Origin of the sequence: Streptomyces neyagawaensis (assembly GCF_023516595.1) — a bacterium.
GTDB lineage: Bacteria > Actinomycetota > Actinomycetes > Streptomycetales > Streptomycetaceae > Streptomyces > Streptomyces neyagawaensis.
Map to the genome: position 1 here is coordinate 1 of NZ_JAMGBG010000192.1, position 12,489 is coordinate 12,489.

The 12,489-nt window shown below is 72.9% G+C and carries 11 protein-coding genes and 1 rRNA gene; 10 read left to right on the forward strand and 2 right to left on the reverse strand.

The annotated features are described in order from the left end of the window. Window positions 1–77 (forward strand): 5S ribosomal RNA (rrf, locus tag M8J73_RS42755); the annotation flags it as partial. Window positions 78–1,496: 1,419 nt separating this feature from the next. Then, window positions 1,497–2,423 carry a tetratricopeptide repeat protein gene (locus M8J73_RS42760; RefSeq protein WP_240501554.1) on the forward strand — a complete coding sequence of 309 codons (927 nt, stop codon included), beginning with the start codon at window positions 1,497–1,499 and terminating at the stop codon, window positions 2,421–2,423. A gap of 73 nt (window positions 2,424–2,496) precedes the next feature. On the opposite strand, the gene M8J73_RS42765 is transcribed toward M8J73_RS42760, so the two are convergent. Continuing rightward, entirely contained in the window at window positions 2,497–3,786 is a 1,290-nt protein-coding gene (locus tag M8J73_RS42765) for a DUF1015 domain-containing protein (RefSeq protein WP_055540739.1), read from the reverse strand. Between the two features lie 114 nt (window positions 3,787–3,900). Between M8J73_RS42765 and M8J73_RS42770 the strand changes: the two genes are divergently transcribed. The 4 genes from M8J73_RS42770 to M8J73_RS42785 all read left to right on the forward strand — a co-directional run bounded on the left by M8J73_RS42770 (window position 3,901) and on the right by M8J73_RS42785 (window position 8,044). Beyond that, window positions 3,901–4,929 carry an HAD hydrolase-like protein gene (locus M8J73_RS42770; RefSeq protein WP_055540738.1) on the forward strand — a complete coding sequence of 343 codons (1,029 nt, stop codon included), beginning with the start codon at window positions 3,901–3,903 and terminating at the stop codon, window positions 4,927–4,929. Window positions 4,930–5,013: 84 nt separating this feature from the next. Further along, a complete protein-coding gene (locus M8J73_RS42775) occupies window positions 5,014–6,060 on the forward strand; it encodes a FecCD family ABC transporter permease (RefSeq protein WP_055540737.1) in 1,047 nt (348 codons plus the stop codon). Between the two features lie 11 nt (window positions 6,061–6,071). After that, window positions 6,072–7,121, forward strand: a complete 1,050-nt coding sequence (locus M8J73_RS42780; protein WP_055540740.1) for a FecCD family ABC transporter permease — start codon at window positions 6,072–6,074, stop codon at window positions 7,119–7,121. Next, complete coding sequence (locus M8J73_RS42785) at window positions 7,118–8,044, forward strand: ABC transporter ATP-binding protein (protein WP_055540736.1); 927 nt, start codon at window positions 7,118–7,120, stop codon at window positions 8,042–8,044. Before M8J73_RS42780 ends, M8J73_RS42785 begins: the two co-directional genes overlap by 4 nt. Here M8J73_RS42785 and M8J73_RS42790 read toward each other — a convergent pair. After that, a complete protein-coding gene (locus tag M8J73_RS42790) occupies window positions 8,028–8,375 on the reverse strand; it encodes an SCP2 sterol-binding domain-containing protein (protein ID WP_055540735.1) in 348 nt (115 codons plus the stop codon). The genes M8J73_RS42785 and M8J73_RS42790 overlap by 17 nt on opposite strands. Before the next feature lie 42 nt (window positions 8,376–8,417). On the opposite strand from M8J73_RS42790, the gene M8J73_RS42795 reads away from it, so the two are divergent. From M8J73_RS42795 to recN, 4 genes are all read left to right on the forward strand, one after another. After that, a complete protein-coding gene (locus M8J73_RS42795) occupies window positions 8,418–8,708 on the forward strand; it encodes a hypothetical protein (RefSeq protein ID WP_055521211.1) in 291 nt (96 codons plus the stop codon). Between the two features lie 7 nt (window positions 8,709–8,715). Further along, a complete protein-coding gene (locus M8J73_RS42800; RefSeq protein WP_055540734.1) occupies window positions 8,716–9,531 on the forward strand; it encodes a TlyA family RNA methyltransferase in 816 nt (271 codons plus the stop codon). Further along, window positions 9,528–10,433 carry an NAD kinase gene (locus M8J73_RS42805; protein ID WP_249829851.1) on the forward strand — a complete coding sequence of 302 codons (906 nt, stop codon included), beginning with the start codon at window positions 9,528–9,530 and terminating at the stop codon, window positions 10,431–10,433. The genes M8J73_RS42800 and M8J73_RS42805 overlap by 4 nt, the downstream gene beginning before the upstream one ends. Window positions 10,434–10,653: 220 nt before the next feature. Next, entirely contained in the window at window positions 10,654–12,396 is a 1,743-nt protein-coding gene (gene recN, locus M8J73_RS42810) for a DNA repair protein RecN (RefSeq protein WP_206187839.1), read from the forward strand. The last annotated feature ends 93 nt before the right edge of the window (window positions 12,397–12,489 follow it).

Sequence of the window (12,489 nt, forward strand, 5' to 3'; positions counted from 1 at the left end):
CGAACCCGGAAGCTAAGCCTCACAGCGCCGATGGTACTGCAGGGGGGACCCTGTGGGAGAGTAGGACGCCGCCGAACAATCTTTGACAGGACCCCTGGTCACCAGCGTACAGCTGGGACCAGGGGTCCTTTTTGTTGTTCCGGAACAAGCACATCCCGGAGCGCGCCGGCTACCCGGCTGCGCGAGAATGACTTGCGGTACCGAAGACAGGAGTCACCATGTCCACCAACTCTCCCGACGACCGACCGGAGCGCGACCAGCGGCGACGGGACAGTGGTGACCGTGGTGGCTACCGCGGTGGCCCGCGTCGCGACAACGACCGACGCGACAACGACCGACGCGACAACGACCGACGCGACAACGACCGTGGCGGCTACGGCCGACGAGACGGCGGCCGCGACGACCGCGGCGGCTTCCGGCGCAGCGATGACCGCAACGACCGCGGCGACAGGGGAGACCGTGGCGATCACGGCGGCTTCCGCCGTGATGACCGCGGTGACAGCCGTGGCGGAGACCGCGGGGGCTTCCGCGGCGGGCGCGACGACCGTCGCGACGATCGACGTGATGACCGCCGAGAAGGCGACCGTGGGCCCCGTCCCGGCTTCCGTCGCGACGACCGTCCGGGTGGGCCGCGTCGCGACGACCGTCGGGGCGACGACCGGGACCGTGGCTTCCGTCGGGACGGCGACCGTCCGGCCTTCCGCCGTGACGACCGGCGCGACGACCGACGCGACGACCGCCCTGCCTTCCGCCGTGACGACCGCAGGGATGACCGCCGCGACGACCGGCGTGACAGCGGCGACCGTGGCGGCTTCCGCCGTGACGACCGCGACCGCGGCTTCCGTCGGGACGACCGGCGTGATGACCGCCGTGACGACCGCGGCGAGCGGCGTGAGGGCGAGCGTCCCGCGTACCGTCGTGACGACGACCGGGGTGGCTTCCGCCGTGACGACCGCGGCGAGCGGCGTGAGGGCGAGCGTCCCGCGTACCGTCGTGACGACGACCGGGGTGGCTTCCGCCGTGACGACCGTGGTGACAGCCGTGGCGGAGACCGCGGTGGCTTCCGCGGCGGGCGCGACGACCGTCGCGACGACCGCGGTGGTCGCCCGCCGTTCCGCCGCGACGACCGACGCGACGACTTCCGGCGTGACGACCGAGGCGGCGACAGGCCGCCCTTCCGTCGGGACGACCGGCGTGATGACCGCGGCGAGCGGCGTGAGGGCGAGCGTCCCGCGTACCGTCGTGACGACGACCGGGGTGGCTTCCGTCGTGACGACCGTGGTGACAGCCGTGGCGGAGACCGCGGGGGCTTCCGTGGGCGGGACGACCGGGGTCGCGACGACCGCGGGCGTGGGCCCCGTCGTGACGACCGGGGCGGTCGGCCCGGCGGTTTCCGCGGGCGGGACGACCGCCGTGACGATCGGCGGGACGATCGCCGTGGCGGCGGTGGGCGCTTCCGTGACGAGCGGGACCGGGACCGGGAGCCCATCAAGCGGCTGCCGATTCCCGAGGACGTCACCGGCGAGGAGATCGACAAGGACGTACGGCAGGAGCTGCAGAGCCTGCCCAAGACGCTCGCGGACGATGTCGCCAAGAACCTGGTGATGGTCGCCCGGCTCATCGACGAGGACCCCGAGGGCGCGTACGGCTACTCCAGGGTCGCCCTGCGGCTGGCGTCGCGTGTGGCCGCCGTGCGGGAGGCTGCCGGCTTCGCCGCGTACGCCAACCAGAAGTACAGCGAGGCGCTCGCCGAGTTCCGGGCCGCACGGCGGATGACGGGCAGCGTGGACCTGTGGCCCGTCATGGCGGACTGCGAACGTGGTCTCGGGCGGCCCGAGAAGGCGCTCGACATGGCCGGGGCGCCCGAGGTGCACAAGCTGGACAAGGCCGGCCAGGTCGAGATGCGTCTCGTCGCGGCCGGCGCACGGCGGGACATGGGGCAGCTCGACGCGGCCATCGTGACCCTGCAGAGCCCCGAGCTGGCCTCCAACTCCGTCCAGCCGTGGACCGCGCGACTGCGGTACGCGTACGCCGACGCGCTGCTCGCCGCAGGGCGTGACGGCGAGGCACGTGAGTGGTTCGCGAAGGCCGTCGAGGCCGACAAGGACGGCAGCACGGACGCCTCCGACCGGCTCGCCGAGATGGACGGTGTCGAGTTCGTCGACGCCCTCGTCGAGGTCGAGGACCAGGACGAGCAGCGGGATGCACAGAAGGACGCGCCGGAGGGCGACGGCGACAGCCTGCCCGTGGAGGACGCCGAGCCTCGTGACCTGACGACCGCCGTGGACGAGGACGTCGTGGTCGTGGAGGAGAGCGACACCCCCGAGGACGTCGCGGACAGTGCGGACGTCGAAGAGGGCAAGGACTCCGCAGACACCGAAGGCTCCGAGGGCGGCGTGGGCCGGGAGGCCGACAAGGACTGACCTCGGCTTGTAGAGGCACCGAAAGGGGGCGGGATCCCACACGGATCCCGCCCCCTTTCGTATGTCGGCGTGCCTAGACGTGCAAGGCGCGCAGGACCAGGCCCGAGGCCGGCTTCGGGCCGAACGACGTGGACTTGCGGGGCATGGTGACGCCCTGGCGGGCCAGGTCGCGGACGACCTCCTCGCGGACCGGGTGCATCAGGACGGCCGTGCCGCCGTCGCGTTCCGCCTTCTCGACCGTGGCGGCCGTGTCATGGATGTACGCGACATGAGCGGGGGAGTCCTCCGGGATCCGCCAGACATGGCGCAGGAGCGTGGCGTGCAGGACCGTCGCGTCGAGGGTGCGCCAGGCCGGCGGGCGGTCGGCGGGGATCGTACGGGCGAGGAGGTCCGCGTCCGGGCGGTCCACGAGGTGGAAGGCGCCGTCGCCGGCGAGGAGGAAGGCGTTGCCGACGCACGCCGCGTCCGCCAGGGCCGACAAGGCGTCCGGCAGCGTGACGTCCAGGCGCTGAACGCGGAAGTGGCCGTCCAGGGCGGCCAGCGCGTCGGAGACCGGCAGACCGTGAAGGAGGCGGTGGATCGCTCGCACCCGCAAGGGGTAGCGGGCCGTGTCCACCAGGAGGACCAGGCCGTAGTCCCAGGGACTGGGGGACGGGTGCTCGGTGCGCAGACGCAGATAGGTCGCCCACCGGTGGTGGCCGTCGGCTATGAGGGCCTGGTGACCGGCGAGGTCCGCCTGGATCTCGGCGAGGTCGCCCGGGTCGGTGACCGCCCACAGGCGGTGGCTGAAGCCGTCCTCGGTGGTCGTGGACAGGAGCGGGGGCCCTTCGACGGTCCGCTCGACCACGGCGGTCGCGCCGGTGGAGCCGTTGCCCCGGTACGTCAGGAGCAGGGGCTCCATGTTGGTGGAGGTCGCCCGCATCAGCGCCGCGCGGTCCGTGATGACATGCGGTATGACGTCCTCGTGGGGGAGGACCACGCCGTCGGCGGGCTCCGAGAGGCGCAGGGCACCGATGAGGCCCCGCTGGAGGATGCTGCCGTCACCCTGCTCGTAGACGTACAGGCCGGGCTCGGAGTCTGCGGCCAGGACGCCGTCGGCGAGCCAGCGGCGCAGCGTCTCCGCAGCCTGTTCGTTTCTGGCGGTCGGGGTGCCGGCCTGGGGAAGGATCAGGCGGACGATGTTGTACGGGTCGGCGGACTCGAGGTGGAGCAGACCGTCCGGCCGCACGACCACGTCGTACGGCGGGGATGTCACGGCGGCCAGACTGCCGACCCGGTCGGGGTCGTAGCGAAGGCCCCGGAACGGGGTCAGTTCGAGGCCGCTGCGCGCCGGGGTCTCCTCCGCGGGACCTGCGTTCTTCATTGGGGCATCGTATGTGTGTCAGTGCCATGCGCGATGATCGGGTGAAGCGATCGGACCGATGGACGACCGGGTGGGTACGCGCGCGTACCCGTGTCGAGCGAGGAGCGGTGTGCAATGAGCCAGGCAGTCAGGACGCGGCCCGACGGCAGTGGGCAGGCCCTGAGCGAGGCGTACGACACGGCGCTGCTCGATCTGGACGGGGTGGTGTACGCGGGCGGCAGCGCGATCGCGCACGCCGTCGAGTCCCTCGGTGCCGCGCGGGCGGGCGGGATGCACCTGGCGTATGTCACGAACAACGCGCTGCGGACACCGGACGCCGTGGCCGAGCACCTCACCGAGCTGGGCATACCGACCGAGGGCGGGGACGTCATCACGTCGGCGCAGGCCGTGGCCCGGCTGATCAGCGAACAGCTGCCGGCCGGTGCGCGCGTGCTGGTCATCGGCGGTGAGGGGCTGCGGGTCGCGCTGCGTGAGCGGGGACTGGAACCCGTCGAGTCCGCCGACGACGACCCGGCGGCCGTCGTGCAGGGGTACGGCGGGCCCGACCTGCCCTGGGGGCGGTTCGCGGAGGCGAGTTACGCCATCGCGCGCGGGCTCCCGTGGTTCGCGTCCAACACCGACCTGACGATCCCGAGCGCGCGGGGCATCGCACCGGGGAACGGCGCGGCGGTCCAGGTCGTACGGATCGCCACGGGAGCCGAGCCGCAGGTGGCGGGCAAGCCGCTGCCGCCGATGCACAAGGAGACCATCCTGCGGACCGGCGCCCGGCGGCCGTTGGTGGTCGGAGACCGGCTGGACACGGACATCGAGGGCGCGTTCAACGGCGAGGTCGACTCACTGCTCGTCCTCACCGGAGTGACCGACGGCGCCCAACTGCTCGCCGCGCCGCCGCAGCACCGGCCCACCTACGTCGACGCCGACCTGCGGGGGCTGCTCACCGGGCAGCCCGAAGTCGCCGCGGACGGCGAGGGCTTCCGGTGCGGAGGCTGGACGGCGACCGCCGACGGCGACCGACTGCTGCTGGACGGCGAGGGTGAGCCGCTCGACGGGCTGCGGGCGCTGTGCGCGGCGGCGTGGACGGCAGCCGGCGACGGCTCGTGCGAGCTGGACGGTGAGAAGGCGCTGGCGCGGCTCGGGTTGTGAGAGACGCGGGGCCGCGGTGAGGGTTCCCTGTCAGTGGGCAAGGGCAGGATCGAGACACAAGGGAGGATAGGCTAACCTAACCGAGTGTTGGTCGAGAGTCCCCCCGAACCGCGCGCGGAGACCGCCTCCGCGCCCCCGAACCGCAGAGCGGCGATGCGTGCCGCCGGACTCCTCGTGTCCGTCGGCCTGCTGACCCTGGTCGCGCTGGCGAGCATCGCGATCGGCGCGAAGGAGCTGTCCCTCGCGCAGGTCTGGCACGGCCTGTTCGAGGAGACGGGGACGTACGGTGACGTCGTCGTGGGGGAGCGGATCTCGCGCACCCTCCTCGGGCTGCTCGCCGGAGCCGCCCTCGGGCTGGCGGGGGCCGTCCTCCAGGCGCTCACCCGGAACCCGCTGGCCGACCCCGGGCTGCTCGGCATCAACGCGGGCGCGTCCGCCTCTGTCGTCACCGCCATCACCTACTTCGGCGTCACCTCGCTGACCGGGTACGTGTGGTTCGCGTTCCTCGGGTCGGCGGCCGTCGGGGCACTGGTGTGGTTCCTCGGCGGCAGCCGCGGCGCGACGCCCGTACGGCTCGCGCTGGCCGGTACGGCGATCAGCGCCGCCCTGTACGGCTACCTCCAAGCCGTGATGATCATGGACGGGGCGGCGCTGTCCAAGATGCGCTTCTGGACGGTGGGTTCACTGGCCTCGGCGACCGACGAGACGATCAAGCAGGTGCTGCCGTTCCTGGTGGTCGGCACGGTCGTCGCCCTCCTGCTCGCCCGCCCGCTGAACGCGGTGGCCATGGGCGACGACACCGCCCGCGCCCTCGGCGCCGACCTCAACCGCACCCGGGCGCTCTCCATGGCCGCCGCCACCGTGCTGTGCGGGGCCGCCACCGCCGCCTGCGGGCCGATCGTGTTCATCGGGCTGATGGTCCCGCACGTCGTCCGCTCGTTCACCGGGCCCGACCTGCGCTGGATCCTGCCGTACGCGACCGTCCTGTCGCCGGTGCTGCTGCTCGGGGCCGATGTCATCGGCCGGGTGGTGGCCAGGCCCGCGGAACTCCAGGTCGGCATCGTCACCGCGATCCTCGGCGGGCCGGTCTTCATCTTTCTCGTACGACGGCGGAGGACGGCGCAGCTGTGAAGACGCAGGTCATGAGCAAGCCCGCCGGGCGCGGCCGCGCGCTCCGCTCGCCGGGCGGTCTCTCGGCGCGCCTCGACATACGGGCGTTCGTCGTCGTCGTTCTGCTGCTGCTCGCGGCCCTCGTCGCGAGTGTCGTGCTCATCGGCACCGGCGACTTCCCGATCCCCGCCGCCGACGTCGTCAGGACGCTGCTCGGCGACGGCGACCCGAGCCAGGAGCTGATCATCAACGACCTGCGGCTGCCACGGGTCCTGGTCGGGCTGCTGGTCGGAGCCTCACTCGGGCTGGGCGGGGCGCTGTTCCAGTCCATCTCCCGCAACCCGCTGGGCAGTCCGGACGTCCTCGGCCTCTCGCAGGGCGCCACGGCCGGAGCGCTCGTCGTGATCGTGCTGTTCTCGGGGGACGCCGACCAGGTTGCCCTCGGCGCGCTCGGCGGCGGTCTGTTCACCGGCCTCGCGATCTATCTGCTGGCCTGGAAGCGGGGCGTGCACGGGTACCGGCTGGTGCTCGTCGGCATCGGAGTCTCCGCGATCGCCACGGCCGTCAACGGCTATCTGATCACCAAGGCCGACATCGTCGACGCGGCCCGCGCGGTCGTGTGGATGACCGGATCGCTCAACGGGCGCGACTGGGAGCAGGTCTGGCCGCTGCTCATCATGTGCGCGATCCTCGTGCCCACGGTCCTCGCCAACGCGCGCGGGCTGCGGATGATGGAGATGGGCGACGACGTGTCGTACGCCCTCGGCGTGCGCGTCGAGCGGGTGCGGATGCTGCTGATGGTGGCAGCCGTGCTGCTCACCGCCGGGGCCACCGCCGCCGCCGGACCCGTCAGCTTCGTCGCCCTGACCGCGCCCCAGCTCGCCAAGCGGCTGACCCGGTCCCCCGGCCCCAACCTGGTGCCCTCGCTGTGCATGGGCGCCGCCCTGCTCGTCGTCGCGGACTGGGCGTCCCAGCGGGCGTTCGGCGCCGACCAGCTGCCCGTCGGGGTCGTCACCGGCGTCCTCGGCGGCGTCTATCTGCTGTGGCTGCTGGTCACGGAGCGGAAGGCCGGGCGGATATGAGGCGCCCCCAGCCCAGCGCGTCGGTGAGGTCGGCGGGGCCGGTGAACGAGAACAACCAGAGGAGCACTGTGAACCGCCTGTCCGCCGAGAACGTCACCCTCGCCTATGACCAGCGGGTCATCGCCGAGCAGCTGTCGGTGGAGATCCCCGACAACTCGTTCACCGTGATCGTCGGCCCCAACGCCTGCGGCAAGTCCACCCTGCTGCGGGCCCTGTCCCGGATGCTGAAGCCGTCCGAGGGGCGGGTGCTCCTCGACGGGCAGGTCATCCAGTCGATGCCCGCGAAGCAGGTCGCGCGGACCCTCGGCCTGCTGCCCCAGTCGTCGATCGCGCCCGACGGCATCACGGTCGGCGACCTGGTCGGCCGCGGCCGCTACCCGCACCAGGGGCTGCTGCGGCAGTGGTCGGCGCAGGACGAGCGGATCGTCCGGGAGTCGATGGAGGCCACCGGCGTCGCCCAGCTGGCCGACCGCTATGTCGACGAGCTCTCCGGCGGGCAACGCCAGCGCGTGTGGATCGCCATGGCCCTCGCCCAGCAGACCCCGCTGCTGCTCCTCGACGAGCCGACCACCTATCTCGACATCCAGCACCAGATCGACGTGCTCGACCTCTGCGCCGAGCTGCACGAGGAACAGGGCCGCACCCTCGTCGCCGTGCTGCACGACCTCAACCACGCCGCCCGGTACGCCACCCATCTCGTCGCCCTGCGCGGCGGCGAGGTCGTCGCCGAGGGCGCGCCCGGCGACATCGTCACCGCGGAGCTGGTCGAGGAGGTGTTCGGGCTGCGCTGCCAGGTCATCGACGACCCGGAGACGGGCACACCGCTGGTCGTGCCGGCGGCCCGCAGGGCACGGACCGGCGCCGAGGGGCGCGAGCGGGGCGCAGGCCGGGAGGCGAAGGTCGCCGCTACAGAAGCTTCCTGAGCTGGAGCAGGTCACGGAAGCCCGCCTCCAGCTTCACCCGGCCCGAACCCCAGGCCTTGGCGAAGTTCAGCTCCCCGTGGACGAGGGCCACCAGGTCGTCGCCCGTCATGGCGAGCCGGATCTGGGCCTTCTCGGACGGCGGGCCCTCAAGGGTGTCGTGGACCTCGATCCGGCCGTCACGCATCCGGCCCACGAAGGTGATGTCGAGGTCCTTGATGTGGCAGCTCACCGAGCGGTCGAGGGTCGTCGCCTCGCGCACGTGTCCATCGGCGCCTGCCATGTTGTCCGAGAGCTTTTCGAGCGCGGCGCGGCACTCCTCAATCGTTGCCATCGCGGTCGACGGTACCCCAGGGCTTCGGGGTAGCGTCGGGGCATGAGCGACTCTGTGTCCGAGGCCACCGCGGGGGAGGAGACGGCCGACGCGGTCGTCGAGCCCGAGGACGACCCCGCCGCCCCGGCCCCGCTGAACGTGGCCCGCACCGCCACCGGCCACCCGGATGTCGACGCCGCCCTCGACCGGCTGGCCGACGCCGACCACCTCGCCACCGACGGCCATGTCGAGGTGTACGAGGATGTGCACCGGGGGCTGCGTGACGCGCTCACCGCGCTCGACGCCCGCCCGGGACCTCCGGCGCCCCCGACGCCGTACAGCACGAGGAGCTGAACCGAACGTGGCAGGTGTGGCACGACGCCGTCTCGACGCCGAGTTGGTCCGGCGGAAGCTCGCGCGGTCGCGTGAGCACGCGAGCCAGCTGATCGCCGCCGGGCGGGTCATGGTCGGCAAGACCGTCGCGACCAAGCCCGCCACCCAGGTGGAGACCGCGGCCGCCATCGTCGTCGCGAGCAACGACGGCGATCCCGAGTACGTGTCCCGAGGCGGCCACAAGCTCGCCGGGGCACTGGAGGTGTTCGTCCCCCAGGGCCTGGCCGTCAAGGGGCGGCGGGCGCTGGACGCCGGGGCCTCCACCGGCGGCTTCACCGACGTTCTGCTGCGGGCCGGCGCCGCCCATGTCGTCGCCGTCGACGTCGGATACGGACAACTCGCCTGGACTCTGCGGAGCGATGAACGCGTCACCGTCAAGGACCGTACGAACGTACGCGAGTTGACGCTCGAAGCGATCGATGGGGAGCCTGTGGATCTTGTCGTGGGGGATCTGTCCTTCATCCCGCTCGGCCTGGTACTGCCCGCACTGGTGCGGTGCGTGAAGCCGGACGCCGATCTGGTGATGATGGTCAAGCCGCAGTTCGAGGTGGGGAAGGAGCGGCTGGGCAGCGGGGGAGTCGTAAGGAGTCCGGAGCTGCGCGCCGAGGCTGTGTGCGGGGTGGCGCGGCGGGCCGGTGAGCTGGGGCTCGGGGTGAAGGGCGTGACGGCGAGTCCGCTGCCCGGACCCTCGGGCAACGTCGAGTACTTTCTGTGGCTGCGTGCCGGGGCACCCGCACTGGACCCGGCCGACGTCGACCGAGCAGTTGCGGAGGGGCCGCGGTGACTCTGGACCGAACTCGAACCGTCTTCCTGCTGACCCACACCGGGCGGCCGGCGGCCATCCGCAGTGCGGAACTCGTGGTGAAGGGCCTCCTCCACCACGGGTTGGGCGTACGCGTCCTGGAGGCCGAGGCGGAGGACATCCCGCTCCCCGAGGAGGTGGAGCTGGTCAAGGAGGCCACCCCGCAGTGCCTCGACGGGTGCGAGCTGCTCATCGTCCTCGGCGGTGACGGCACGCTGCTGCGCGGCGCGGAGTTCGCCCGCGCCTCCGGGGTGCCGATGCTCGGCGTCAACCTCGGCAGCGTCGGCTTCCTCGCGGAGGCCGAGCGCGACGACCTCGACAAGGTTGTCGACCGCGTGGTGACCAAGGCGTACGAGGTCGAGGAGCGGATGACCGTCGACGTCGTCGTTCACCGGAACGGGGACATCGTCCACACGGACTGGGCGCTGAACGAGGCGGCCGTGCAGAAGGCCGGCGCCGAGAAGCTCCTCGAGGTCGTCCTGGAGATCGACGGCCGGCCGGTGACCGGCTTCGGGTGCGACGGCATCGTGCTGTCCACGCCGACCGGGTCGACCGCGTACGCCTTCTCCGCGGGCGGGCCCGTGGTGTGGCCCGAGGTCGAGGCGCTGCTGATGGTGCCGATCAGCGCGCACGCGCTGTTCGCGAAGCCGCTGGTGACGTCGCCGAACTCGGTGCTCGCGGTGGAGGTGCTGCCGCACATTCCGCCCGGGGTCCTCTGGTGCGACGGGCGGCGGACGGTCGAGTTGCCGCCGGGGGCCCGGGTGGAGGTCCGGCGGGGCGCCGTCCCGGTCCGGCTGGCCCGGCTGCACCACGCGTCGTTCACGGACCGCCTCGTGGCCAAGTTCGCGCTGCCCGTCGCGGGGTGGCGGGGGGCACGGCACTAGCCGTTCGCAGGGGGTGAGAGCGGCTTCCGGCGGCCACGGGTCCGCCGGAAGCCGCTCGCGCGGCCGCCACGGCCCCTCCGACCGTCAACGGGTCGGCGCTCCTCACCGAGCCCGCGCCCCTTACCCGGTGCCCGGCCCTCACGGGGGCACGGGGCGCCTTGTACCTCCCCGGAGTGACATCGGGGACGGGGGGCGTCGCACTTCCCTCCCTCGACCTCGTATGGTCTTGTCCGTGTTGGAGGAGATGCGGATACGGTCGCTCGGAGTCATCGACGACGCGGTCGTCGAGCTGTCACCCGGCTTCACCGCCGTGACGGGTGAGACGGGCGCGGGCAAGACCATGGTGGTCACCAGTCTCGGTCTGCTGCTCGGCGGCCGGGCGGACCCGGCGCTCGTGCGGATCGGCGCGAAGAACGCGGTCGTCGAGGGCCGCATCGCCATGCCCGACGGCGCCTCGGCGGTCGTCCGGGCCGAGGAGGCCGGGGCCGAACTCGACGACGGTGCGCTGCTCATCAGCCGTACCGTTTCCGCCGAGGGACGGTCGCGGGCGCACCTCGGCGGGCGGTCCGTGCCTGTGGGTGTTCTCGCGGAGCTGGCCGACGAACTGGTGGCCGTGCACGGGCAGACCGACCAGCAGGGGCTGCTGAAGCTGTCCCGGCAGCGGGCGGCCCTCGACCGGTACGCCGGGGACGCGGTGGCCGTGCCGCTCGCCAAGTACGGCGAGGCGTACCGGCGGCTGCGGGCCGTCGCCGTCGAGCTCGACGAGATCGTCACCCGTGCGCGCGAGCGGGCCCAGGAGGCCGATCTGCTGCGCTACGGGCTCGACGAGATCGCGGGCGTCGAGCCGCGCGCCGGCGAGGACGTGGAGCTGGCCGAGGAGGCCGAGCGGCTGGGGCACGCGGAGGCGCTGGCATCCGCCGCGACGGCCGCGCACGCCGCGCTCGCGGGCAATCCGGAGGACCCCGAGGGGGTCGACGCCTCGACGCTCGTCGCGGGCGCCCACCGGGCGCTGGAGGCCGTGCGCTCCCACGACCCGGCGCTGGCCGCGCTCGCCGACCGGATCGGCGAGATCGGCATCCTGCTCGGCGACGTCGCCGGTGAGCTGGCGGGATACGCCGACGACCTGGACGCCGACCCGCTGCGGCTCGCGGCCGTGGAGGAGCGGCGGGCCGCCCTCACCTCCCTCACCCGCAAGTACGGCGAGGACATCGCCTCCGTGCTCGCGTGGGCCGAGCAGGGCGCCCAGCGGCTCACCGAACTCGACGGCGACGACGAACGCATCGAGGAGCTGACCGCCGAGCGGGACGCGCTGCGCGGCGAACTGGGCGGTCTCGCGCAAGCCCTGACGGACGCCCGGCAGGAGGCCGCGGAGCGGTTCGCCGCCGCCGTGACCGCCGAGCTGGGCTCGCTCGCCATGCCGCACGCGCGCGTGTCGTTCGAGATCCGGCAGACCGAGGACCCCGAGGGCGTCGAGGTCGGCGGACGCACGGTCGCGTACGGGCCGTCCGGCGTCGACGAGGTGGAACTGCTGCTCGCCCCCCACCCGGGGGCGCCACCGCGGCCCATCGCCAAGGGCGCCTCGGGCGGTGAGCTGTCGCGGGTGATGCTGGCCGTCGAGGTCGTGTTCGCGGGGACGGATCCCGTGCCGACGTACCTCTTCGACGAGGTCGACGCCGGTGTCGGCGGCAAGGCGGCCGTCGAGATCGGCCGGCGGCTCGCCCGGCTCGCCCGGTCGGCGCAGGTCGTCGTCGTCACACACCTTCCGCAGGTCGCCGCGTTCGCCGACCGGCAGCTGCTGGTGGAGAAGACCAACGACGGTTCGGTGACCCGGTCCGGCGTGAAGGTCCTGGAGGGCGAGGACCGGGTGCGGGAGCTGTCACGCATGCTCGCCGGCCAGGAGGACTCCGAGACGGCCCGGGCACACGCCGAGGAACTGCTGGCGGCGGCGCGGGCGGACGCCTGAACGCATGCGCGGGCCGGCCGCACTCGTCCTCGCGGCGAGCGCGGCCCGCGCGTGCGGGGCGTGGAGAACGAGCCCCTACCACCTGCCGGGGCC

Coding starts and splice junctions, on each gene's coding strand:
- M8J73_RS42765 (WP_055540739.1), bottom strand. CDS start 3,786: ATGAAGAACGCAGGTCCCGCGGAGGAGACCCCGGCGCGCAGCGGCCTC.
- M8J73_RS42770 (WP_055540738.1), top strand. CDS start 3,901: ATGAGCCAGGCAGTCAGGACGCGGCCCGACGGCAGTGGGCAGGCCCTG.
- M8J73_RS42780 (WP_055540740.1), top strand. CDS start 6,072: ATGAGCAAGCCCGCCGGGCGCGGCCGCGCGCTCCGCTCGCCGGGCGGT.
- M8J73_RS42785 (WP_055540736.1), top strand. CDS start 7,118: ATGAGGCGCCCCCAGCCCAGCGCGTCGGTGAGGTCGGCGGGGCCGGTG.
- M8J73_RS42790 (WP_055540735.1), bottom strand. CDS start 8,375: ATGGCAACGATTGAGGAGTGCCGCGCCGCGCTCGAAAAGCTCTCGGAC.
- M8J73_RS42795 (WP_055521211.1), top strand. CDS start 8,418: ATGAGCGACTCTGTGTCCGAGGCCACCGCGGGGGAGGAGACGGCCGAC.
- recN (WP_206187839.1), top strand. CDS start 10,654: ATGGTCTTGTCCGTGTTGGAGGAGATGCGGATACGGTCGCTCGGAGTC.